General features: G+C 44.0%; 22 protein-coding genes. 18 read left to right on the plus strand and 4 right to left on the minus strand.

All coding sequences use genetic code 11. From position 1 onward, the window contains the following. Nucleotides 1–18: 18 nt before the first annotated feature. A complete protein-coding gene (locus ACQZ43_RS14025) occupies nt 19–4389 on the minus strand; it encodes a translocation/assembly module TamB domain-containing protein (RefSeq protein WP_430613313.1) in 4371 nt (1456 codons plus the stop codon). Nucleotides 4390–4624: 235 nt separating this feature from the next. Between ACQZ43_RS14025 and tsaD the strand changes: the two genes are divergently transcribed. From tsaD to ACQZ43_RS14050, 5 genes are all read left to right on the plus strand, one after another. Beyond that, nucleotides 4625–5647, plus strand: a complete 1023-nt coding sequence (tsaD, locus tag ACQZ43_RS14030; protein ID WP_430613314.1) for a tRNA (adenosine(37)-N6)-threonylcarbamoyltransferase complex transferase subunit TsaD — start codon at nt 4625–4627, stop codon at nt 5645–5647. Between the two features lie 11 nt (nt 5648–5658). Continuing rightward, nucleotides 5659–6366 (plus strand): 16S rRNA (uracil(1498)-N(3))-methyltransferase, encoded by a 708-nt coding sequence (locus ACQZ43_RS14035; protein WP_430613315.1) that lies wholly within the window; start codon nt 5659–5661, stop codon nt 6364–6366. 515 nt (nt 6367–6881) lie between these two features. Further along, entirely contained in the window at nt 6882–7973 is a 1092-nt protein-coding gene (locus tag ACQZ43_RS14040; protein WP_430613316.1) for an AI-2E family transporter, read from the plus strand. Then, on the plus strand, nt 7974–9158 hold the full coding sequence (locus ACQZ43_RS14045; protein ID WP_430613317.1) for a class I SAM-dependent methyltransferase: 1185 nt from the start codon (nt 7974–7976) through the stop codon (nt 9156–9158). Between the two features lie 2 nt (nt 9159–9160). After that, nucleotides 9161–9733: a hypothetical protein gene (locus tag ACQZ43_RS14050; protein ID WP_430613318.1), complete on the plus strand. Its 573-nt coding sequence runs from the start codon at nt 9161–9163 to the stop codon at nt 9731–9733. A gap of 73 nt (nt 9734–9806) precedes the next feature. Here ACQZ43_RS14050 and ACQZ43_RS14055 read toward each other — a convergent pair whose 3' ends face one another. Continuing rightward, a complete protein-coding gene (locus ACQZ43_RS14055) occupies nt 9807–11426 on the minus strand; it encodes an ABC-F family ATP-binding cassette domain-containing protein (RefSeq protein ID WP_430613319.1) in 1620 nt (539 codons plus the stop codon). A gap of 168 nt (nt 11427–11594) precedes the next feature. Here ACQZ43_RS14055 and ACQZ43_RS14060 point away from each other — a divergent pair, with 168 nt between their 5' ends. The 8 genes from ACQZ43_RS14060 to ACQZ43_RS14095 all read left to right on the plus strand — a co-directional run bounded on the left by ACQZ43_RS14060 (nt 11595) and on the right by ACQZ43_RS14095 (nt 18633). Continuing rightward, nucleotides 11595–13019: a TlpA family protein disulfide reductase gene (locus ACQZ43_RS14060; RefSeq protein ID WP_430613320.1), complete on the plus strand. Its 1425-nt coding sequence runs from the start codon at nt 11595–11597 to the stop codon at nt 13017–13019. Between the two features lie 242 nt (nt 13020–13261). After that, nucleotides 13262–14011 (plus strand): Rossmann-like and DUF2520 domain-containing protein, encoded by a 750-nt coding sequence (locus tag ACQZ43_RS14065; RefSeq protein WP_430613321.1) that lies wholly within the window; start codon nt 13262–13264, stop codon nt 14009–14011. Next, nucleotides 14011–14538 (plus strand): KdsC family phosphatase, encoded by a 528-nt coding sequence (locus ACQZ43_RS14070; RefSeq protein ID WP_430613322.1) that lies wholly within the window; start codon nt 14011–14013, stop codon nt 14536–14538. The genes ACQZ43_RS14065 and ACQZ43_RS14070 overlap by 1 nt, the downstream gene beginning before the upstream one ends. A gap of 125 nt (nt 14539–14663) precedes the next feature. Further along, the gene (locus tag ACQZ43_RS14075) at nt 14664–15572 is read left to right on the plus strand and encodes a hypothetical protein (protein WP_430613323.1); all 909 of its coding nucleotides are present in this window, start codon (nt 14664–14666) and stop codon (nt 15570–15572) included. Further along, nucleotides 15559–16152, plus strand: coding sequence for a Maf family nucleotide pyrophosphatase (locus tag ACQZ43_RS14080; protein ID WP_430613324.1), 594 nt, complete (start codon nt 15559–15561; stop codon nt 16150–16152). The genes ACQZ43_RS14075 and ACQZ43_RS14080 overlap by 14 nt, the downstream gene beginning before the upstream one ends. After that, nucleotides 16149–16697 (plus strand): mechanosensitive ion channel domain-containing protein, encoded by a 549-nt coding sequence (locus tag ACQZ43_RS14085; RefSeq protein WP_430613325.1) that lies wholly within the window; start codon nt 16149–16151, stop codon nt 16695–16697. The genes ACQZ43_RS14080 and ACQZ43_RS14085 overlap by 4 nt, the downstream gene beginning before the upstream one ends. Nucleotides 16698–16800: 103 nt before the next feature. Next, complete coding sequence (locus ACQZ43_RS14090; protein WP_430613326.1) at nt 16801–16932, plus strand: hypothetical protein; 132 nt, start codon at nt 16801–16803, stop codon at nt 16930–16932. A gap of 3 nt (nt 16933–16935) precedes the next feature. Next, nucleotides 16936–18633 carry a sodium:solute symporter gene (locus ACQZ43_RS14095; RefSeq protein WP_430613327.1) on the plus strand — a complete coding sequence of 566 codons (1698 nt, stop codon included), beginning with the start codon at nt 16936–16938 and terminating at the stop codon, nt 18631–18633. Here ACQZ43_RS14095 and ACQZ43_RS14100 read toward each other — a convergent pair. Together ACQZ43_RS14100 and ACQZ43_RS14105 are read right to left on the minus strand one after the other, a co-directional pair. Continuing rightward, a complete protein-coding gene (locus tag ACQZ43_RS14100; RefSeq protein WP_430613328.1) occupies nt 18617–19222 on the minus strand; it encodes a trimeric intracellular cation channel family protein in 606 nt (201 codons plus the stop codon). The genes ACQZ43_RS14095 and ACQZ43_RS14100 overlap by 17 nt on opposite strands. Before the next feature lie 18 nt (nt 19223–19240). After that, nucleotides 19241–19981: an RDD family protein gene (locus ACQZ43_RS14105; protein ID WP_430613329.1), complete on the minus strand. Its 741-nt coding sequence runs from the start codon at nt 19979–19981 to the stop codon at nt 19241–19243. Nucleotides 19982–20001: 20 nt separating this feature from the next. On the opposite strand from ACQZ43_RS14105, the gene ACQZ43_RS14110 reads away from it, so the two are divergent. Genes ACQZ43_RS14110 through ACQZ43_RS14130 form a run of 5 tightly spaced genes read left to right on the plus strand, consistent with a single transcriptional unit; the run spans nt 20002 to nt 24862 of the window. Beyond that, the gene (locus ACQZ43_RS14110; RefSeq protein WP_430613330.1) at nt 20002–20964 is read left to right on the plus strand and encodes a stage II sporulation protein M; all 963 of its coding nucleotides are present in this window, start codon (nt 20002–20004) and stop codon (nt 20962–20964) included. An 11-nt stretch (nt 20965–20975) separates the two neighbouring features. Further along, on the plus strand, nt 20976–21914 hold the full coding sequence (locus ACQZ43_RS14115) for a hypothetical protein (RefSeq protein WP_430613331.1): 939 nt from the start codon (nt 20976–20978) through the stop codon (nt 21912–21914). Further along, a complete protein-coding gene (locus ACQZ43_RS14120; protein ID WP_430613332.1) occupies nt 21907–22665 on the plus strand; it encodes a DUF4129 domain-containing protein in 759 nt (252 codons plus the stop codon). The genes ACQZ43_RS14115 and ACQZ43_RS14120 overlap by 8 nt, the downstream gene beginning before the upstream one ends. Further along, nucleotides 22658–23854, plus strand: a complete 1197-nt coding sequence (locus tag ACQZ43_RS14125) for a DUF4350 domain-containing protein (protein ID WP_430613333.1) — start codon at nt 22658–22660, stop codon at nt 23852–23854. The genes ACQZ43_RS14120 and ACQZ43_RS14125 overlap by 8 nt, the downstream gene beginning before the upstream one ends. Before the next feature lie 12 nt (nt 23855–23866). Beyond that, nucleotides 23867–24862, plus strand: a complete 996-nt coding sequence (locus ACQZ43_RS14130) for an AAA family ATPase (protein WP_430613334.1) — start codon at nt 23867–23869, stop codon at nt 24860–24862. Nucleotides 24863–24871: the final 9 nt, after the last annotated feature.

Consider the following 24871-nt stretch of genomic DNA (forward strand, 5'->3'; position numbering starts at 1 on the left):
TCTCACGGGGTTATTTTTTTAGTCCTCATCTTGAGATTCCGCATCGGGATTGGATTGGCGTCTATTTTCGTAAAAGCGGATAAACTCCGAGTTGTAATCGGAATCGGGCAATTCATCGCCTGCCTTACTACCGTCTTTTTTCTTTTCGTCCTCGGCTTCTGCGGCCTTGTTCAACAGGGTGCGCAGCAAGGCTCTAAAGGTGTCAAAATCCACTTCGTAAGACAATCCCACCCCTTGTGTATATCCGATTCCCTCCCCGATGTAATTAATATCGTTTTCGCGGTTAAAAACACGGGCATTTAGGGTGCCGTCGTCATTCAATCGCAACAGCACCTCCACGTCTCCTACGATTACCGATTCCTCTGCTCCTCCTACGGGTACGCCCAATTTTCCGTTTACAGAAATGCGCTCGTTGACCTTGGTCGAAAAGGTTACCCCTACGCGGCCTTCGCTTTGGGCATACGGATTTCTCTCGGCTTGCGCATAGTTTAGTCCGACTTTAAACTTATCGTCTGAATCGGAGAAAAGGTCGTCAAAAATACTGCTCGCCCGTTCGAACAAACTGCCGTAAGCCAAGGAAGAAGCATTGTCTGACGAGAAGAAACTGCCGGTTGCCAATAGCGCCATGGCCTGTCTTTCTCGCGTGTCTTTATCGCTTAATTTATAATCTATTTCCGACTTGACCACCGAGCTCACATTGGGGAAGTTGATTTCAAAATCCACCTCAGGGCTGCTTAAACTTCCGTTTAGAAGTATGGATACGTCGGTCGGTACTTTTCTGTTTAAAATCGCGTTGTCGATAATTACACTTGGATTGGCTTCGGTATGGTAAATTGCCTGCAAATCCAAAGCGGCATTCATTGGATCTCCATCCCAGCGGATGGTACCGAATTTTTTCACTTCAAAGCGCTTGTCGATGATTCCCCCGTATTTGAAGTTGTAGTCCCCTTCGTAGGCTTGGAAATCGCCCCACATATTAAACTTGCCCAGGGTATTGATTTCCATGGTGATAAAACCCGCACCTCGGCCTTTCATCGCGTGACCCGATTCGCGGTCTAGGATGATTTCGATTTCCGCATCTGGGGTTACAACAAATTCAAAGTCCAATTCAATTCCGCTGTACTTGAACGACTCCTTGCCCAAGCCCTTAAGCCTGTTGGCTTTTTCTTGGGGCGATAAAAAGTGGATAAAGGAGTTGTCGCCTACTCCTTGGGCTTCATTAAGCGGAATTTTGATCGCCGTTCCCTTGTTTGAGGTGGCGTTTATCGTAATGGAAAGCAGGTCTACCGGTCCGGTAATCGAGGCCGTTCCATTGATATAGGCGGTTCCATAATACGCGCTACCTTCGGCATAGGGGGTATCTAAGCCCAACAAATTGTCCGAAGCCAAATGCAAATCCAGGTTCCAGTCGTCAAATTTTTTGTGTTTGATCGCGCCTTTTAAGATACCCGAAGTTTGGTACTTGGAATCGATGAGTTTTACACTTCTCAGTATAAATTGCTCCTGGGTTAAATCCAAGGCGGAATTTTGCTCAAAATTGTAGTCCACACCGGTAAACTTCGACTTCATACCCGCATCGTCCAGATACAGACGCCCTTCGATCTCGGGTTTGAGATGCGTGCCCAACACGCTAATTCGCCCAGAAGCATGACCGCGTACGTCGGAAACGATCGAACTCAACAGCGGACCAATGGTCTTTAATTCAAATTTATTAAAGCCCGCATTGAGGTTTAACAGGCTGTTTTTACCCACGATATTGATTCCTCCATTGAGGAAAAACTTCTCTTCATGGTCTTTGATGATGCTCGAATTGACTTTGAAATTCTGCAATTTCTCATCGCCGTCTATCATAAAAATCAAATCGCCCAAAGGCACTTTATTCACTACTAGCGCATCGATCGTGATATCGGAAGAGGGGTGAAAAATCGTTCCCTTTTGTTCAAAATTCACCGAACCGTTGATGTTTCCACCGAATTCCATATTGTTGAGCTCGGGGGTAATCTTGTTCAGGTCCACGCCATCAAAGGACAGCTTTAAATCCTTGTAGGTCGAATCGCGCAGCACCCCACTCAATTCCACCAATTGACCGTCGTGTGTTAGCGACATTTTATCGACGCTAAAGTCGGTCAGTTTTTTGTTAAACACGATTTTATTCTCTTCGTCGTCGTTTTCATTGAGGAACCACAGATAATCTTTAAAATTCAATTCCGATTTTTTAAATCCAACCACCGATTGGTTTTCTGGATTTATCGTGTGATAGAGGTTTAGGTTAAAATAGTCTTTACCCTGTTTGCCTCCTTTAAACTCAGTACGGAAAAACAGCGTATCGTTTTGCGTGACGTTGATCAGGTTAAAATCGGAGATGGAATACCCCTTGGTCTTGACGCTATCTACCGAGACAAAGGCATTGTAGAGCGGATTCTGATTGTTGACATTCAATTGAATGTTGCTGGCAGAAATCGCGTTATAGGTTACTCCTGGCGAGGAGAATTTCAGTTTAAAGTCGCCTTGATCGGCGTTGATGTTTCCGCGTATTTTACTGTTTTCCTGTACGGAGAGCATCGGCAAAAAGATCTCGATCAACTTGCTGTTTACCGTAAAGTCAAAATCAAAATATTGATTGGGTTTTACCTTAAAAGCCGAGTAGTTGGTATACAAACTCCCCAGGGCATTTTCTACTATTTTAACCATTTGACCCATTTCGAATTTTCCGGAAAGCTGGCCTTCAATGGCGTCTTCCGAACTCAGGGAAATCGAGCGTACCCCATCTGGGCTAAACTTGGATTCGACCAAGAAATCTTCGAACAAATAGTGGTCTTTGCTGTTTTGATACATCGCGTGCTCGAGGTGGAATTCCCCAGCCAAATCGTCCAAGGTATTGCCAGAAGCCCGAAAAGAGAGGTCGCCTTTAAAGATGGCAAGCGTATCTTTGACAAAGTGCAACTTATACAAATCGGCATAGTCAATCTTTGCGGTAAAGTCGTAGTTTTTAACTTTGGAACTCAGGTCGATAAGTCCGTCAAAAGCCAGTTTTAAGTTGGGGTCGTTACTGTTTAAATAACCTTTAAAATACGGCATTCTCATGGTTCCATCGACCTCGATATGCTGGTAGTTATACCCCTTAAAAGCGAAGGAAGTTACCTTGCCTACTAAACTGGTATTGAGGTATTTTTCCGAAAATCCCCTACCGTCGAGTTGAATGTCGAGGTTGGTCTTTCCAAAGGAGGGATCGGCGAGAATTTCGCCCAAATTAAAATCGGTCAATGCTATGGTTCCCAAATAGGTGGCGTCTTCGATTTTATCGATATTGGTCATGCCCACTTTGGCCACCACCCTACCGGCCGAGGAAATCAAATCGATATCGGTGTCGAGCGTCCTTTTGGTCAGCCCTATCGTTCCCGACAAGTTCATACTGCCCAAACGGGCGAGTTCTATCGGCAAGAGCTTACCCAACACATTGGGCATCAAATCCTTTAAGTCGTAATAGGTCGAACTCAATCTGGTGAGTTTGGTATCCATTCTAAAGGGACCGCTGTCGCCAAAGATGTTCTGAAATCTAAAATAACCCACGACTTCCGAGTAATGGTCGTCGATCAATTTTAAATCGGTTAGCGTAAAGTCGTTCATCACCCCCTTTAACTCGGTTTTTAAAAAGAGTATATGTCCTGCACCGAATTCGGGATAAAACAGGTTGATGTCGTTTGTAGCCAACGAAGCCTTCTCAATTTGTACCTCCAATTTAACACGATCGACGAAGTATTTCATATCGTCGTTTTCAAAATCCATTTTAATCGCCCCGGTCAGTACCGATTCTTTGGTTTTTAAAAAGAGTTTATTCAGGGTAATATTGTTTTTGATATAGGAAAACTCCGTTTGTAAATCCTTGACTACCAGACCGTGGTTTTCGACCAATTGCAGGGATTTAATCGTGGCAAAAATCTCTGGTCCCTTGATTAGAAACTTGAGTATATGCCCGTTGAGCTCTTTGAGGTCTAAGGATACGGGATTTTCGTGATTGTCGTCTGAAATCAAGAAATGGCTGTTTCGAATCTTTAAGTCTTGAGCGCTTAATCGAAAGCTTCCATCGCCTTCCTGACCGTCGTCAAAGGCTTCGATCAGCTGGTCTAAGTTGGTAGTGGTCGCGCCTTTATAGGTGTGGATATTCAGGTATAAACCGTCCATAGCGGCATGACCGAAATACAGCTTCCCCGCTATGAGTTGCTTAAAGTCGAGTATGTTGGTATTGAAGTTGTCTATGTTAATAAAAGAGCGCTGGTGGTCGTCCAATACATTAACCCCTTTGAGGGTTACCCCACCAAAAACGGTAATCGCCACCTTATCGACATAGATTTCTGTACCAAAGCCCTCGTTCAACTTATCGGTAACCACACGAGCTATCTTAGTTTGAACAAACGGCAAGGTCAGCGCTATTGCCAAAAATAGCAAGAGGACAACTAATCCAAGTACGACACGAAATAGTGTTTTATAAAATGTTTTGATGTTGAATATTGTTTTAAATTTGCTTTTTAAAAAACCGACTCCGCTAGAAACAAACAAAAATAGTAATTTCTGTGATAAAAGTCGCCAAATCTGCTAATATTAAATTACAAATTTCGATATTTAAATGTCTGAAAAACCCATATATATACTGGCCATAGAAAGTTCTTGTGACGATACAGCCGCTGCGGTAATGCGCGACACTACCGTGCTTTCCAACGTGGTTGCTCAGCAGCACATACACGAAGAATACGGCGGTGTGGTACCCGAATTGGCCTCGCGCGCGCACCAACAAAACATCGTTCCGGTAATTGACGTGGCCTTAAAAAAGGCCCAAATCACCAAAGAACAGCTTACGGCCATCGCCTTTACGCAGGGTCCTGGCTTGATGGGTTCGCTATTGGTGGGGAGTTCCTTTGCCAAATCCATGGCTATGGCTCTTAATATTCCCTTGGTCGCAGTAAACCACATGCACGCACACATATTGGCCCATTTTATAGACGAGGCGGGTTTTGACAAACCGACTTTTCCGTTTTTGGCATTGACCATATCGGGAGGGCATACGCAAATCGTGGTGGTCAACAGCTTTTTTGACCTCAAGATAATCGGCGAAACCACCGATGACGCCGTGGGAGAAGCCTTTGACAAAAGTGCCAAAACACTGGGCTTTCCCTATCCTGGTGGCCCATTAATCGACAAATATGCCCAATTGGGCAATCCCAAAGCCTACCGCTTTACCAAGCCTAAGGTACCGGGACTAAACTTTAGTTTTAGCGGTTTAAAAACGCAAATTCTCTATTTTGTACAAAAACAGCTTGCAGAGAACCCCCATTTCATCGAAGAGCAGCGCAACGACATCTGTGCGTCCATACAGGAAACCATCGTTCAAATACTGATGGACAAACTCAAGTTGGCCGTAGCGCAAACCGGCATTCGCCAAATCGCAATAGGCGGTGGCGTCTCTGCCAACTCGGGAATTCGCAAGGCGCTAAAAGAAGCAGAAACCCAATACAACTGGAAGACCTTTGTTCCCAAATTTGAATATACCACCGACAATGCGGCCATGATTGGCATAGTGGGTTATTACCGATTTAAGGAAAATCACTTTAGCGATGCTGGAGTTGTTTCCAAAGCCCGAATTGAATTTTAAAACAAAAACCTATGCAATTATTTTACGCCCCCGAACTTACCGCCGACCAAAAAGAGTTTTTTTTCGACAAGGAAGAGAGCAAACACATCATTAAAGTATTGCGTAAAAAAACGGGCGACATCCTCCATGTTACCAACGGCTTAGGCTTTTTAATGGAATTGCAAATCACCTTGGAATCCGAAAGAAAATGCGCCACTCAGGTATTAAAAGTCACGGAATACCCGCAGCCGAATTACCGCATACACCTCGCCGTAGCCCCGACGAAAATGAATGAGCGCTTTGAGTGGTTTTTGGAAAAAGCCACCGAAATGGGAATACAAGAAATCACCCCCATCATTTGTGAACACTCGGAACGCAAGATTATAAAAACAGAGCGTTTTGAGAAAATCATACAATCTGCGATGAAACAATCCCTACAGTTTCATCTGCCCCTTTTAAATGCGCCCATATCCTTAAAAGAATTTTTAAAAAAGGATATAGAAGGCCATAAATACATAGCACATTGCGAGGATGGTGCCAAAAAACTATTGAAAAACAGCATCCCAAAAAACGAAAAATACACCTTGCTAATCGGCCCCGAAGGGGATTTTTCAAGCGCGGAAATCCAAGTTGCCCTCCAACGCAATTATCAGCCGGTCTCCCTAGGCCATACCCGCCTAAGAACCGAAACAGCAGCCGTCGTAGCTTGTCACAGTTTTGTGTTTACCAACGAAGATTAAGTCTGTACTTTCATATAATGCGGATGGTATGGACCTCATCGCTTTGGGAAATCGGATAGCGTCTGCCCGAACTGCCGTTTGGGTTTGTAGAGACATCGCCAGGTCCGATTGTCCCGACGAAGGCTACCACACGAAATTGTAAATTCAACGCAGTCAATCCTTTGGTATGCTTAAATAAAAAGCCTAATAAATTCAAAACGCAATCCTTACACCGCTGTTTTTTTAATAATAAAAATAATGTTTTTTCCCTTTTAACACACTATTTAATCGTTCAAAAACACACGGTAATTGCTAGCTAACTTCATAGGCACCAGCAAGATGCTGGCGCCAGCGGGGTTTTCAAAACTTTATCCAAAAACACCTAGAGCTGTTAAATTTTTTGTTGGCGGTGCAAGGCAGCGTCAAAATCACGAAGGCAAGGCATTGCACTAAAGTGCTAAAGCGGCATTCTAAACAATAAAACCCGAACACTTATAATTGTTGCATTAGTTTTATTACATTTGAATAAAAAGTCTATGTCTACAGCAAAAGAAATCTCCCACGGTATAGTCAAGGCGGTGATTACGCTCATCGCAATGGCAGTTATACTCTACTTATTGTACCAGATTAAGTCTATTTTCATCTATTTCTGTTGTGCGCTAATCTTGTCGCTAATGGGCAGTCCCATCATCCGTTTTTTGACCAAAAAGCTGCATTTTAAAAAAATCATTGCCGTCATCGTCACCATGGTTTTATTTATCCTGATTATGTTGGGCTTTGTCTTTATGTTTGTTCCCTTGTTTACTACTCAGGCGCAAAATCTATCGGTGCTAAACACGGCCCGATTGCAGGAAGACGTGACACATTTGGTACAGCAAATCGATGGTATCTTGGCGGTTCGCGATTTGAGTTTGGAAAAATTGCTCAACCAATCGAATTTGAGTTCCAAGCTGAATTTTGATTTTATTCCGAATATTTTCAATTCGATTATCAGCACTATCAGCGGCTTGGGTATCGGCATAGCCTCGACATTTTTTATTACCTTTTTCTTTCTCAAGGATCGGGCGATTTTCCAATACCACTTTAAAAAATTACTACCCGAAAAACAGGAGGACCGGGTTTTGGCCTCCTTGGACAAGATCAACGATTTGCTCTCGCGTTATTTCGTAGGTCTGGCTATTCAGCTCTTTGTCGTTTTTATACTGACCTTAATCGTCTTGCTCATTTTTGGCGTTAAGGGGGCTTTGATGATCGCATTTTTATGTGCCATACTCAATATCATCCCCTATATCGGTCCCTTAATCGCCAATTTACTCGGGGTTATATTGACGATGTTGAGCTATATCAGCGAAGATTTTAACGAGGTGATCTTGCCCAAGGCCATTTCGGTGATGATCGGTTTCTTTATCGTTCAGTTTATCGACAACAACTTCAATCAGCCGTTGATATTCTCGAACAGCATCAAATCGCATCCGTTGGAAATCTTCATTGTCATATTGGCTAGCGGTATGATGACCGGGGTGTTTGGAATGATTCTTGCCATACCGATATACACCTGTTTAAAGGTCATTGGGAAAGAATTTTTCCCCCATGTCAAATTCATTCAGCTCTTAACTAAAGATATTTAATTGAAAACCGAACTCTTGCATTCCGAGGTACAGGAATTTATACAACAGTCCTTGGACAAGGACGTCATGCGATTGGCTTTACAAAAGAATCCCTTTCCACATTTGGAGTGGATCGACCTGCTTACACAGATACAATCCAAGCGCAAGGCGCAGGGAAAACTGCCCACATGGTATGAAACGCCAGGCATTTTGTATCCGGCGAGTCTGTCTATCGAACAAACCTCATCCGAGGCCTGTGCGGCTTATAAGGCATCACTGGTAAGTGGTCGGGAATTAATCGACCTCACTGGGGGATTGGGAATCGATGCCTATTATTTCGCCAAGGTGTTCCAAGGCGTTACACACTGTGAGTGGCAGGAGCCGTTATCGGATTTGGTTGCCCACAACTACAAGGTGTTGAACGCGGACAATATCCGTTGTATCAGCGGTGATGGAATGGCGATTTTAAAGGAACTGGATCAAACCTGGGACTGCATTTACGTCGATCCCGCACGCCGCAATCAGGCCAAGGAAAAAGTGTTTTTCTTGAGCGACTGCGAACCCAATGTACCGCTGTTGTTGGACACGTATTTCCAGTACAGCGCTCGGGTGTTGATTAAAACGGCACCGCTATTGGATTTGGCCGCGGGTTTAAACGAACTGAAATACGTCAAAGAAATTCACGTGGTGGCCTTGGACAACGAGGTTAAGGAGTTGCTGTGGCTGTTGGAGCAAGGCTATAGCGACACGGCAAGAGTGGTAGCGGTCAACCTCAAAAAAGACCGCATAGACCGCTTTGAGTCGACAGTAGCCGCCGAAGCGACTGCACAGGCCACTTATGCCCTGCCTAAAACCTATTTGTACGAACCTAATAGCGCGTTGATGAAAACCGGTCAGTTCCAGCGAATTTCCGAAATATATGCCTTGGATAAATTGCACCAACACTCCCAGCTGTATACCGCTGATGCGCTGGTCGACTTTCCCGGGCGCACCTTTAAGATTCTTGCGCAATACCCGTTTAACAAACAGCAAATGAAAGCGCAGTTGCAAAATCGAAAAGCTCATATCACGATTCGGAATTTCCCGATTAGCGTGAGCGAACTCCGCCAGAAATGGAAGATAAAGGAAGGTGGCGACCAGTACTTTTTCTTTACCACCAACTGCCACAATGAAAAAATTATAGTACTTTGCGAAAAAATAAATTGATCATGAAGTTTAGCCTAATGTTATTGAGTTTGTTTGTAAGCGTAGTATCCCTCGCTCAAAAAAAAGACTGCGATATCGATTACGTCATTGAAAACGACAGCACTCGTTTTACCAAAACCAACGATTACCTGTTTGTCGAACGCAGCTATAAACCCGCCTTAGAATCGGTGTATATCGCTTTGGTCAAATCGGAGGAAACCGCTTATGTGCAATTGCAGTTTCTCCAAAAGGACGCGCTTTTTATCCCGACCACTTGTGTAGACGCCAAATCCCTAATCACCTTTCAACTATTAGACGGCACCATAGTCAATCTGCGTCATGCACAGGATGATTACTGCAATTCGCTGTCTTTCGACCCCGAGCAACAGGCCAATATTCGCATCCTCAGCACGTATTTTCAAATTGAGAAAGACGATATAGCCAAGTTGAAAAAATCGCCTGTCAGCGTGATGCGACTGCGTTTTTCCACCGCGGTATTTACCTATGAGGTCGTTGAAAAACTGGCCTCTAAAAGTGTGGACAAAACGTATTTCCCCACGCGTTACTTTATAGAAAACATCGCTTGTGTCGAATAAACCCTAGACATTCGCTTAAAACAAATCAGGCGCTCGATGAGGAGCGCCTGATTTGTTTATAAAAGACCCGAATTTACAGGTTATACATTTTCTTTCTCAATTCTTGAACTTTAGGATCGTCCAAATAATCGTCGAACGTCATATAACGATCGATGGCACCATTTGGCGTGAGTTCCAATATACGCGTACCCACGGTTTGAGAGAACTCATGATCGTGCGTGGTAAACAATACGGTACCCTTAAAGTTTTTTAGGGAGTTGTTAAAAGCGGTAATCGATTCCAAGTCCAAGTGGTTGGTCGGTTCGTCCAACATCAATACGTTGGCTCTAAGCATCATCATTCGGGAAATCATACAGCGTACTTTTTCTCCTCCCGACAATACCCGTCCGGTTTTTAAGGCCTCTTCTCCGGAGAAAATCATTTTCCCCAAAAATCCACGTACATAAACTTCGTCGCGTTCCTCTTCGGTTTTTGCCCATTGGCGCAACCAGTCTACCAAGGTGTAATCGTTTTCAAAATACTCGTGGTTATCCAAAGGCAGGTAAGACTGAATTGTGGTTACCCCCCAATCAAATTTACCGGAATCCGCAGCGCGTTTTTCGTTGAGTATCTCATAAAAAGCCGTACTTGCACGGGAATCCTTGGAGAATATAATCACTTTATCGCCCTTGGCTACATTAAAATCGACGTCTTTAAACAGCACTTCTCCATCTAGAGAAGCCGAAAGGCCTTCGATGTTTAAAATTTGATCGCCGGCTTCTCTTTCCTGATCAAAGATAATGGCCGGGTAACGACGGCTTGACGGCTTGATGTCGTCCAGCTTTAATTTGTCGATCATCTTCTTACGAGAAGTCGCTTGTTTGGATTTGGCTACGTTGGCGCTAAAACGGCGAATAAACTCTTCCAATTCCGCTTTTTTCTCCTCGGCTTTTTTGTTTTGTTGTGCGCGTTGTCTGGCCGCTAATTGGCTGGACTCGTACCAAAACGTATAGTTACCGGAATAATGGTTGATTTTACCGAAATCGATATCGGATATATGGGTACACACCGCATCTAAAAAGTGACGGTCGTGAGATACTACTAAAACGGTATTGTCGTAATTGGCCAAGAAATTTTCCAACCAAGCGATGGTTTCAAAATCCAAGTCGTTGGTCGGCTCATCCATAATCAATACGTCTGGGTTTCCAAAGAGCGCTTGTGCCAACAACACCCGTACTTTTAGCTTACCGTCCATCTCTCCCATCAAAGAATAGTGAAAGGTTTCCGATATGCCCAAGTTAGACAATAGGGTGGCGGCATTGGACTCGGCATTCCAGCCGTTCATCTCTTCAAAGATCACTTGCAGTTCTCCAATGCGGTCGGCATTTTCGTCTGTATAGTCCAAATACAACTCGTCCATTTCTTTCTTTACGGCATAGAGGGTTTTATTTCCCATCATTACCGTTTCCAGAACCGTGTGTTCGTCAAACATATTGTGGTTCTGATTCAGTACCGACATTCTCTTGCCCGGTTCTAAAATAACCCGGCCTGAAGTCGGATCAAATTCTCCTGCGATAATTTTTAAGAATGTAGACTTACCCGCACCATTGGCACCAATAATCCCATAGCAGTTGCCTTGGGTGAAGGTTGCATTTACGTCGTCAAATAAAATTCGCTTACCGAATTGTACTGAAAGATTTGAAACTGTTAACATGGCTATTACTTATATTTTTTTCTATTGTTTGCAAATTTACTAAAAATATACTAGATAACAGCACACTTAAAAACACAGGCTTTAGTGCTTATTTAACGACGCCTTAACACCAACCCTAGTTTGTAAAGATTATTTTTGTTCAAAACCAACAGATTAAACAAAACATTAATGAGTTCTTGTATAAAAAATACGCCCTTTATCGTCACATCACTTGCTTTTATAACACTCTTTTGCTCTTGTAAGAAAAGTTTTGATGCCAATGACTATACGGCTTATTTTCAAGGAGAAATCATTAGTCCACAGGAAAACTACGTGCTGTTTTGCAAGGACAACGAGGTGCTAGACACCTTATACCTCGACCAAAACAACCGCTTTTTTAAAAAATTTGACTCCCTGAGTCCGGGTATGTATATCTACAAACACAATCCGGAATATCAATATGTGTATTTTGACAAAAACGACAGCTTAAACCTGCGTTTGAACACCCGCGATTTTGACCACTCGATTATCTTTTCTGGTCGTGGCGACCAAAAGAACAATTTCCTGATGGATTTAAACACCAAGAATTTGGTCGATAGGCAACGGATGTATTCGCAATTCGACGACCCTGTCAACGACTTTGTTCGGAAAAACGATTCTGCCCATGCTTCCAAAATTGCGTACTACCTGCGTAAGAAAACCGAAATCGGCTGGGATCGAGATTTTGACTTATACGCCAAGGCGATGCTCGACCTGCACTATTTTTCCAAAAAGGAGATTTATCCCCTCGCCCACCTGATGCGCGAAAAGGAGGATGTGCGCAAAAAGCTGCCCAAAGACTACTACGATTACCGCAAAAAAATAGATTTCAACAACGAGAAACTCAGCAATTTTTCTTCTTTTACGCGCTATTTATCGGTGATGCTCAATTCGATCGTCGACGAAAATGAAATAGAATTTGTAGGCAAACACAGTTTGGACAAGAATATCGACAAGCTCAATGTCGTGGACACCTTGATCAAAAATCAGAAAATCAAAAATGCCGTTTGGAACAACATCGCCTTTGTGTATTTGTTGGACGACCAAAACATCATTCACAACGAGCTTTTTCTAAAGCGCTATTTTGAACTGTCTACAGACAAGAGTCAGCACAACGAAATCATACAGATTCAGGAGGCAATCAGCAACCTGAAGATGGAAAAGAGACTGCCGGAAATCGGGTTGATCAATACGGATGGCGAACGGGTTTCAATCAATAAAATCATTGACAAGCCCACCGTTATATTCGTGTGGACCAAAAACTCCCTAGGTCATTTTGAGGCCTCTCACAAAAGGGCCGAAGAGCTGTTGGCCCTGCAACCGGAATTGGAAATCATTTCGATTAACCTCGACACCAGTCAGGAAGAATGGGTACGCATCATCGGGCAGTACCACTACCCGCATATACGCGAACTGCGCGCACTCAATTTCCAAGAGATCAAAGACAAATGGATCATCACCAAGGTACACCGCACCCTATTGCTGCACCGCGACGGCACGATCAACAACGCCTTTGTCAATTTGTTCGACGCGACCTTGCCCAAAAAGATTGCGAATACCGAAAAGAAAAACTAATCCTTACCGTCTAAGTCGACCTTTACTATTGTGGATGGAAAACCCGCAAATCGAAAAAGGGGTTCCCGTCTAGTAATTCCTTTTAAATCAATGGATCGCTTTACGACTTATTGGGGTTTACAGACTTCAACAAGGGCGCTGCTGCTTTATCGGAGGCTTTTACCGCTGCTGTTTTAACATTTTTTTGATTGTGAGCGCTAATTTTGGCTTGAATCGCATGAAAAAAGTCTTAAATTAGCAACATGATAACTGTCTCAATTATTGGCTCTGGAAAAGTAGCCCATCATTTAATTTTACACCTACTCGAGCAAGAAGGCATTCATTTGAAGCAGGTATTTGCACGTAGGACTGCAAAGCTTCCGGCATATTTACCCCAAGACCGCATCGTCAGTCGATACGAAGACTTGGTGCCGGCAGACTTGATGCTGCTCGCCGTGTCGGACGATGCCATAGAACAGGTGTCGGCCGCGATACCGCTGAGCGATCAGTTGATTGCGCATACCTCTGGCGGCTCGTCTATAGAGGCGATTAAAGGACCGCATCGAGCCGGTGTTTTTTATATGTTGCAAACCTTTTCCCTGGAGAAGCACTTGGATTTTTCTAAGATTCCCTTTTGCTTGGAAGCGACCCAGGCATCGGATTTTGAGTTGCTGGAAAAGGTAGCTTTAAAATTCTCTGAAAAGGTTTTTAACATCAATTCGGAACAGCGTAAGTCCATACATGTAGCGGCGGTATTTGTGTCTAACTTTGTCAATCACATGTATGTGTTGGGCTCGCAAATCTGCAAGGATAATCAGGTGCCCTTTGACATTTTAAAGCCGTTGATTTCAGAAACCGCAGACAAGATACAAACCCTGAGTCCGCTCAAAGCACAAACGGGGCCCGCGGTTCGCAAAGACAAAAAAACCATTGAAAAACACCTGGAGTTTTTGGTCGATCCCCAACTGAGAAACATCTATCAAATGATTACACAATCAATTCAAAAAAAATAATGTCTAGAAATTACAAAGAGATCATGAACGACATCACCACTTTCATATTTGATATGGACGGGGTACTTACAGACGGTAGCATACACATAGCTCCCGATGGCAATTTGCTAAGAAGCATGCACATTCGCGACGGTTATGCGATGAAAGCCGCTTTGGAAAACGGATATACCGTATGTGTTATCTCTGGAGGGAAAAATGAAGGCGCTCGAATTCGGTTGCGCAATTTAGGACTGACAGACATTTACTTGGGGGTTCCCAATAAGGTAGAGACCTTTGAGGAGTTTACCAGCCTATATCAAATCAAACCCGAACAGGTGTTGTATATGGGCGACGACATACCGGATTTTCACGTGATGCAATTGGTGGGTTTGCCTACAGCGCCACAGGATGCGGTTCCGGAAATTAAAAAAATAGCCAAATACGTCTCTCACATAGGCGGCGGAAAAGGCGCGGTACGCGATGTCATCGAACAGGTGATGAAAACCCAAGGCAAGTGGTTGGAACACTTTGACGCCAAGCTCGACTAGTTGGCCGCAGGGCAAAACCGCAGTGGAACGACCGATTAAAATCGGTCAAACCCGTGTTTATAGTAGGGGCTGTTAGCCGTTGGAGCGTTGCCGTAGAACAAGGAAAAACAAAAAACAGCTATATTATGAAATTGCTCAAAAAAAATCAAATACAATCCGTCATTCAAGTCTGTAGTGTCTTGTTGCTATTTCACGGGGTTTACTTTAAGATGCAACCGGGCTTTACCACGGCATTGAGCAACGGGCACTTTGCCCTATTTATCACTTCCTTGGTATTGATTACCCTAGGGGGTTTGCTCCTCTATCAATTGACCGTTCAGGAAGAGAAGCCGCAGCTGCCTCCCTTATTTAAGATTGCCAACAGCAACTACCTCTATTTTGCGCTCACGGTTTCCGGGGTGGCCATCGGGTATTATCTGTCGCATTTATTCGGTAAACCGTCGTTTTTAGCCTTTTTTATACTGCAAGCCGTGCTGCTGTATTCCTTTATCACCCAGTGGCGCAAATCTTTTATTTGGAGCAATATACTCTATGCCTTGCTGCTGATTTTTCCGGTACTCGGCCTGGCGCTCTTTGACTTGATTCCGCAGCTCAACCTAAGAAATTACGCCTTATCGCTGTTGAATTTTAGTTTTACCGTCGATTTTGCCATCATGCTTTTCTTGCTGTTTATGCTGCAATCCGGCATTCAAGACATCTTGTTTCGCCCCTCGGATTATATGGACCACAAAAAAACCATAGCGGTGAAATACGGCAGCAAAATTGCCGCCAAAACCACGGCTGTATTGGCGCTGATTACCGCGGCCATCGTCTTGGGGTATACCTTATTATACTTGAGCATCCACTCGAGTTTGTTTTTGTATATTTTGCTGCTGATTATCGCTCCGCTGCTCTATTGCGCGTTTGAACTGTGGCAGGCCAAAACCCGAAGCAGCATACAAACGGTGCGCATCGTACTTCAAATCACGATTTGGACCAGTATTTTATCTATTGCCGTACTTACTTATAACCTTACTACTTATGTTGCTTCCTGATTTATTAGCCTCCAAAAACCTGATACTCGCTTCGAATTCGCCACGTAGAAAAGCGTATTTGCAAGAACTGGGCTTGGATTTTGTTACCCGGCCTACCGATGCGGACGAAAGTTATCCGAGTTCCTATACTGCCAGTCAGATTACCAATCATATCGCCTTGCAAAAGGCCCTGGCTGCCGGAGCTTTAGAACCCGAGGATCTGATAATTGCTAGCGATACGATTGTATGGCATGAAAACCAAGCGGTCGGCAAACCGGCAAACGCCGAAGAAGCCGTGGCTATCTTGCGGAGTCTATCGGGCAAAACCCATCAGGTCATCAGTTCGGTCTGTTTGCGCAGCGCCGAAAAAACCGTGGTTTTCAACGAGCACACCGGCGTTACTTTTCGCGCGCTTAGCGAGGAAGAAATCGATTTTTACGTCGCCAACTACCAACCGTTTGACAAGGCTGGAGCCTACGGCATACAGGAGTGGATCGGGCTTATCGGCATCGAAAAAATTCAGGGTTCCTACACCAATGTCGTCGGACTGCCCATCGAAAAACTCTATCATCAACTCATCCTTTTTATCGCCGCACCATGATTAAAGAATACTATCCGCAAATAATCAGTACCGTCATCCTGATTGGACTCTACTTTACCGCCAGATTTATAACCAAGGCCATCATCAACCGCGTTTCGGAGGTATCGGAAAATGCGCTTAGACGCAAAAAGCTGATCAACCGCTATTTCGATGCCTTGACCACCATACTCTGTTTGTTGATTCTCTTTGCCATTTGGGGACTCAAGCCGGAAAACATTTATGTGGCACTCTCTTCTACTTTTGCTATAATCGGGGTAGCGATGTTTGCCCAATGGTCTATACTGAGCAATATTACCGCGGGGGTGATCTTGTTTTTCTCCTTTCCCTTTAAAATTGGCGATGCAATCAAGATCCAAGACAAGGATTTTCCGATAGAAGGCGAAATCGAAGACATTAAAACCTTCCACACTTTGTTGATTACCAGAGAAGGCGAACGCATATCCTACCCGAACAACCTCTTATTGCAAAAGGGAATTGTCATGATCAATAGACACGAATATTTAAAGAGCAAGGAAATCAGTGCCAGCGAAAGTTCGGACAGCTAATTAACGGCATAACTATTGCGCATACCTGTGAGAGACACCCGCGCTAAGCGATTGATAAAACCCGACGCAGCCAAGTGCTTCCCGTTGTTTTAAAGCCCTATAAATGAGAGAAATCATCAAGAAAATACTGCCGGAAAACTGCGGTATACTTTGGAAGAAGAAGTATACGGTGGTTTTGGTATTGAATTTCTTTTATATATTGTTTTTTTATTTTCTCATGCAATTGTACTCCTAAGCTATGCAAACTATCGATTGGATTGTACTGAGTTGTACCTTGCTGTTTATTGTGCTTTACGGTACGATTAAAACCAAGCGCAGCAAAAACGTCAATGAATACATCTTGGCCAATAAGGAAACTCCGGGTTGGGCGGTAGCCCTTTCGGTGATGGCTACCCAAGCCAGTGCGATTACGTTTTTATCGATACCCGGCCAGGCATACCACGACGGTATGAGCTTTATACAGTTTTACTTCGGCCTGCCCTTGGCCATGATTGTGATTTGCATTTTTTTTATACCGCGTTATTACAAATACAACGTGTTCACCGCCTACGAATTTTTGGAACGCCGCTTCGATGTGCGCATTCGCTCGTTAGCCGCCGTGCTGTTTCTCATTCAGCGGGGCATCGTAATCGGATTGACGATTTACGCGCCCGCGATTATCTTGTCGACCTTGTTGGGATGGGATTTAAAAACGCTGATCATCATTATCGGAGTGTCGGTTTTGGTCTATACCGTAACCGGCGGATCCAAAGCGATTATACTGACGCAAAAGCAGCAGGTATTCGTGATATTAACGGGCTTGATCTTGACTTTTTTCATCATTATCAACAGTTTTCCCGACGATTTAAGCCTGGTAGACGCCTTGGGTATAGCCGCGGCAAACGACAAGATGAAAATCGTCGATTTCTCCTTTGATCCCACGGTGCGCTACACCTTTTGGAACGGTATAGCCGGCGGGTTCTTTTTGATGCTGGCGTATTTTGGCACCGACCAGACTCAGGTTGGGCGGTATATTACGGCCAAATCGGTATCGGAAAGTCAGAAGGGATTGATCATCAACGGCCTGCTAAAAGTGCCAATGCAGTTTTTTATTCTGCTCACCGGTGTTTTGGTCTTTGTTTTCTTTCAATTTCACAGTGCCCCACTCCACTTTAACCCGACCAATACCAATGCCGTACACGCCTCGATTTACCACAAGGAATACCAAACGGTAGAACGGGAATTGCACGAGGTTTTGGAAGATAAGAAAGAAGTGAGTATGCTCTATACCGGCCAGCTTTACCAAGACTACAACAACCCGATTTTACAGGAAAAAATGGTGTCGCTTTCCAGCAAAGAACGCGAACTGCGCGAGCAAGCCAAGGAAATCATCTTAAAGGCCAACCCCAAGGCAGAGGTCAACGACAAGGATTACGTCTTTATCTATTTTATTGTAAACTACCTGCCCAAAGGACTGATTGGACTACTGTTGGCAGTGATTCTCTGTGCTGCCATGGCCGCTTCGGCTTCGGAGCTAAACGCCTTGGCCGCCACCACGGCAATCGATTTGTACAAGCGAAATCTCAAAACGGAAAAGACGGAGAAACACTATTTAAAAGCCACGCGAATCTTTACCGTTCTCTGGGGTGCAGTCGCTATATTGACGGCCTGTGTCGTCAATTTATTCGAAAACCTGATCCAGTTGGTCAACATCGTGGGTTCGGTATTTTACGGCACGGTATTGGGTATATTCTTAGTGGCTATTTTTGTTAAATCCGTACAGGCCAATGCGGTATTTTGGGCTGCGCTGCTGACTCAACTATCGATTTTTTACCTGTATTACTTAGACCTGATGAGTTTTTTGTGGCTCAACTTTATCGGTGCGAGTTTTGTAGTGCTCTTTTCCTACATCATCCAAAAAGCCCTATTGCTCAAAGGGATTAAGCGGGCATCTTGACCTGTGGCAGAGACCATTTGTTGACCACAGCCAGTATTCTCAAGACGACAATAGCCCCGGAAGTCACCAGATAATTGATGTCTTTACCGACTTCAAGATAGTATAAGGCGTAATAGATTAGTCCACCGACTATACACACCGTGGCATAAATCTCCTTTCTAAAAATAACGGGTATGTCGTTGCCCAAGATATCCCTGATCACTCCTCCAAAACAAGCGGTAATCGTACCGAGAGTAATACAGATAATGGGGTGCAGGCCTACTCCCATCCCCTTTTCTATGCCGATCAGCGTAAAAATAGCCAGACCGATGGTATCAAAAAGCAAGAGCGACATCCGCAAAAAGGCGAATTTTTTGCGAAAGACCACTGCCAGGATCGTTCCAAAGATAATGGTGAAGAAATAACTTAAATCCGTCAGCCAGCTCACCGGACTGATTCCGATGACCACATCGCGCAGGGTTCCCCCGCCAATTGCCGTAACAAACGACAGCGAGAGTATGCCGAACAGGTCCAAGCGCTTTTCCATAGCAACCAGGGCTCCAGAAACCGCAAAGGCCATGGTACCTACTAAATCTAAAATCTCAAACATGGTAAAAAAATTAATCCGTTACATCTGCTGCGTATAATGGTTGTAGTCGGCCAATACCGTAGCGATAAATTTAAGCTGTGTTTCCGATTTATTCGGGGCTCCCATAACGGCTTCCACTTTTTCGGTCAATTGCTGTAACAGCACTTTGTCGTGGGTGAGTCGAATGTTTTTAAGCGCTTCTTTTACTATGCGAATATCGTTGTCCGACAGCGATATCACCTGGGGATAAGTCGGTATATAATCGACCTCCATCTCTTGAAAGATCGTCTGCGAAAAGCGCACGCTTTGCTTGGTCGAAATCACCGCCGTACCGGCAACCAAATCGCCGAGCCGCTGTTTTTTGTCGGTCAGCATAATCGACAGTACTCCGATAACGCCAGAGCTGAGCATCAAATCGATGAGTCGAAACACCCAACGAATCAAGAAGTCGCCTGCAGTTGCCTGATAGCCGTCGACCTTGATGACTTTAATCTTTAAGGCGCGCTTGCCCGGGGTTTGCCCTTGCATAAACATTTCAAAAAAAAGCGTATAAAATATAGCCGGTAAAAAAAGCAGTAAATACACCGAAGTCTGACTCCAATAGTCCAAAGTGCTCAAGGGGGTATTCACCTCAAAAACCCGCATTAAAAAATAAACGGCCGTTACGTACAGCGCTTTTATAATCATGTCTAGCACAAAAGCTAAAATGCGTTCGCCAATCGATGCATGATCAAAATTTATTGCAACATTTTGGGTCGTTGTAATGGTTAATTGAGTCATATTTCCTATTTTAGCTCTCCATGAGAGAGATTATATTTATTAAACAGAATAAAGAAAAATGGTTCGAATTCGAGCAAGCTATTTTCGGTAACCTCAAGAAAAAACCGGATTTCATGGCGGATATGTATATCCAATTGATGAATGACTTGTCGTATTCCCAAACGTATTACCCCAAAAGCAAAACTACGGCTTATTTAAATAATCTCGCGGTACAAACATATCAAAATATTTACAAAACCAAGCGTACGGATCGCAATCAATGGGTTGACTTCTACAAAACGGAGGTACCGCTGATCGTTTATAGACACCGGAATTACCTCTTTTTTAGCGCGATTTTGTTTTTTATATTGGTCGGCATCGGGGTGCTTTCCGCTCACTATGACGATTCTTTTGTCCGACTGATCCTGGGGGATTCGTATGTCAACACCACCTTGGACAACATCAAAGACGGCGACCCTATGGCCATTTACCAATCCGGCAGCAATTGGGGCAGCTTTATCGGCATTACCTTTAACAATTTATGGGTGGGACTGCGCTTGTTTATATACGGTATTTTTGGTGGCTTAGGCACCTTGATCTATTTGTTTCACAACGCCATTATGTTGGGAGCTTTCCAGTATTTTTTCGTACAACAAGGCGAGTTTACTCAGAGTTTTCAGGGGATATGGCTACACGGCGCCCTGGAGATTTTCGCTTTGATTATCGAGGCTTTTGCCGGTTTTATACTCGGTGGCAGCATTTTGTTTCCCAAGACTTTTTCGCGCTTTAACGCGTTTAAAACGGGTTTTAAAGACGGTTTTAAAATCTTTATCGCTACGGTACCCTTCACGGTATTAGCGGGTTTTATTGAAGGATTCGTAACCAGATATGCGCAGAGCATGCCAGATTTCGCAAATTATTTGATTATTTTCGGCACTTTTACTGCTATTTTTTATTACTTTGTGATATACCCCAAAAAAGTTTATAACCGCATTCACCTTTAATACCCCTTACTATGTTTCAACTATTCAAGAAAAGAAGCTTTAGCAGCTATATCAACGATACTTTTGATTTTTTTAAAGTAGAGGGTAAAAATTATATGAAAAACTATTTTTTGATCAACGGCGGCTTTTTGGTCTTGATGCTGATTTCCTTTTACTTTGTCTTTCAGGTGTATTTCGACATCATACAGTCGGGCAGCATCGGTTATGAACCCGACTTCATCATCAACTACCTACAAGACAATGCCCTATTGGTCTTTTGTTTTGGAATAATCATGGTGGCCACCTTATTGATCTTTTCGGCTATATCCTACTCCTACCCCAGCTTATATCTGAAAAACATGGAGAAATTTCCCGGTGCAACCATCACTTCGGAAATGATCATCGCCGATTTAAAAAAGCAAATCGGTCGTATTTTAATCTATATTTTGGGATTGGTCTTTATCGTAATGCCGTTGTTCACCGTGGCGTTTGGCTTGACCTTTATGATGATTTTCATCATCATCGGCATACCGTTATTATTGCTCTTGCTTCCGACGCTTCTAAGCCTAAGCATGTTGTCTTACAACGACTACCTCGTCAAGGGAACTCCTTTTTTTCAGTCGTTCGCAACGGCTTTTAAGATGCTAAAAAACAATTTCTGGCCCATTATAGGCAGTACCCTAATCATGTATATCATCTTGCAGGTTGTCTTGAGTATCTTTACACTAATTCCGCAAATAATGATGATGCTGCAGATGTTCACCTCTTTAAAGAGCGATTCCGATATTATGCAAAGCAGCAGTTTTAGCCTGCTGTATCTGATTACTTTTATCATTAGTATCGTCGTAAGCTTTGTGTTGAACAACCTGCTGATGATCAATCAAGGATTGATTTACTACAGCGAACGCGAAGTGATGGAAAACAACCAGTCTCGTTTTGACATCGACCAATTAGGCCAATCCAATGAATAAAACCGTCTTCGCAATCTGCCTGTTTTTACAGCTGTCGTTTTCCTATGCAGTCAGCCTCCCTACGGTGAAGGCCAAAGCAGCTGTTGCCGTTATTCAGATCGATAGCGATAGCGCGATGGTACAGGAGAAATTTGCGACTGATTTTAAGGCAAAATACGCCTCCCAACCGGAGTTTCACTACGCCACAGCGGCGGATAGCGACAATTTATGGACGCGTTTTAAAAACAAAATCACCCGTTGGCTCAATGCCTTCTTCGACGTTAAAGTCGGCGAGAAGCCTTATACGGTATGGAATAAAGCTTGGAACTACCTGTCGGTTATCGTGCTGGTATTACTGATTGCCTACATCATTCGTGCCTTTATGCGCAAAGACGCCCTTTGGTTTTTTAAAAAATCGAAAAAGGCCTTGGCTGTGCATCCCCTAGAGGTGGAAAAAGACTTGATAAAGGCCGATTTTAAATCCCTTATCGAACAGGCATTGCGCGAAGAACACCACCGCTTGGCAATACGCTATTACTATTTGTGGTTGCTAAAGATACTCGCCCAACGCGAGATCATCAGCTGGGATATCGAAAAGACCAATTCGGATTATGTAGCGGAAATACGAAATGGGGAAACCCGAAAATCGTTTCAGTATTTGTCTTATCTGTACAACAACATTTGGTATGGCGAATTCGATGTGGACCCTGTGGCTTTCGAAAAGGCAGTACAGGCGTTTAACGCATTTTTAAAACCGTGGAAAGATGAATAATACGCTAAAAAAATACTTGGTGTTTTTCGTTTTTGCCGTGGCTTTAATCGCGGTTATCGATTACAACAAACCCAAGCCGATCAATTGGACACCGTCTTTTGATATCGATGCTAAAATTCCGTTTGGGCTCTACATTTTAAATCGGGAAATAGACAGCTTGATTCAAGACCGTCCACTGCACCGCTTTCACCACAGTGTATACGAGTTTTTAAGCGACTCTCTGCTACAGGATTCCACAGAATTAAAAACCCTCTTATTGATCGAGGATCGAACGAGTCTGAATTATTCGGATACGGATATGCTGTTGGATTTTGTCGCTAAGGGTCATACGATTTTTGCCGTGGGCAACTTTTTCCCACAGCAATTGACCGATACGTTGAATTTTGAGGAATACACCTATGCCGATTCGAACAAAACGACGGTGTGGACCCGCAATCAATCCCTGTCGCGACAGCCGTTTAATTTGGATCGGGCGTTTTCCAACAGCCATTTTAAGTCGGTAGACGTGACTCGAACCACGGTATTGGGCTACCAAACTACTACGAGTCAGTCGCAAATCCCCAATTTTATACGGATTCCATACAGCAAGGGCTTTTTCTATTTCAGCACCCAACCCAAGGCGTTTACCAATTATTCGCTGTTGCGCAGCAACAACCATTTGTACGTAGAAAACCTGTTGTCGTACCTGCCCAAACAACCGACGTATTGGAAGGTAACCCAAAGTGTTCGAGAGGATTCCGAGGTGATTTCCTCCTCCCCGCTTCGCTTTATCTTGCAGAATCCGGCCTTGAAGTGGGCTTGGTATTTTGTGTTGATCAGCTTGGTCATTTTTGTTTTATTCACCGCCAAGCGCAAGCAGCGCATTATACCGATCATCAAGCCGCTAACCAATACTACGGTGGATTTTACAAAGACCATTTCAACCCTCTACCTCCAATCGGGCGACTATTCCGATTTGACGGATAAGATTATTTTATATGCCCTGTCCAAAATTCGCCGCACCTATATGTTGGATACGCGGGATTTGGACGAGCGCTTTGTGCACAGTTTGCACAAATTAACCGATAAAGACCTCGATAAAATAGAGCGTTGGGTGCGTTTAATTCACGCCCATCGCGCCAATCCTTTGGCCGCCAACTCACAGAGCGTTATTGCAATAAACACCCTTACGGAAGAACTATTGAACTAAAATTACCCTATTATGGATATAGAAAACACTACAGAAAACATACATTTTGAATCGCGATTAGACTTGAGCGAGCTGCAACAGCGCGTAGACGCGGTACGTCAGGAGATAAAAAAAGTAATTGTGGGTCAAGACAAGATGATCGACAAGCTGTTGGTCGCTATTTTAGCCAACGGTCACCTGTTGCTAGAAGGCGTGCCCGGCGTAGCCAAAACCCTAACGGCAAAGCTATTGGCCAAGACGATCGACATGGATTTTAGCCGCATTCAATTCACGCCCGACCTCATGCCTTCGGACATATTGGGTACGTCGGTTTTCGACGTCAAAACCTCGGAATTTGAATTTAAAAAAGGACCGGTATTTTCCAATCTCATCCTGATTGACGAGATCAATAGAGCGCCGGCCAAAACACAGGCTGCGCTTTTTGAAGTGATGGAAGAACGCCAAATCACCATAGACGGAAACCGCTATACCATGGACAAACCCTTTTTGGTGATAGCCACTCAAAACCCCATTGAACAAGAAGGAACCTATAGGCTGCCCGAAGCGCAGCTCGACCGATTTTTGTTTAAAATCACCATAGACTACCCCACTCTCGACGAAGAGGTTTTGATCTTACAGCGCGAACACCACATACAAAACCAAAGCAAGGAAGACCAGATCAACAGCATTTTAAACGCAGAGGAAATCATTCGTTTTCAGCAGCTGGTCAAACAGGTTATCGTCGAAGAAAACCTGTTGCAGTACATCGCCAAAATCGTGGGCAACACCAGGGAGAATGCCTTGTTGTACTTGGGTGCTTCGCCCCGCGCATCGATTGCAATACTAAATGCTGCCAAGGGGTTTGCCGCGATTGCCGGCCGCGATTTTGTGACTCCCGAAGACATTAAAGAAGCGGCGATACCGGTTATTCAACACCGCGTAATCATCTCTCCTGAACGGGAAATGGAAGGCTTAACCGCTCCGGAAATCATCAAGCAAATATTAGAAACCATCGATATTCCTCGATAAATCTACCAC

This window comes from Flavobacterium sp. JP2137 (assembly GCF_050562195.1).
Classification (GTDB): Bacteria; Bacteroidota; Bacteroidia; order Flavobacteriales; family Flavobacteriaceae; genus Flavobacterium.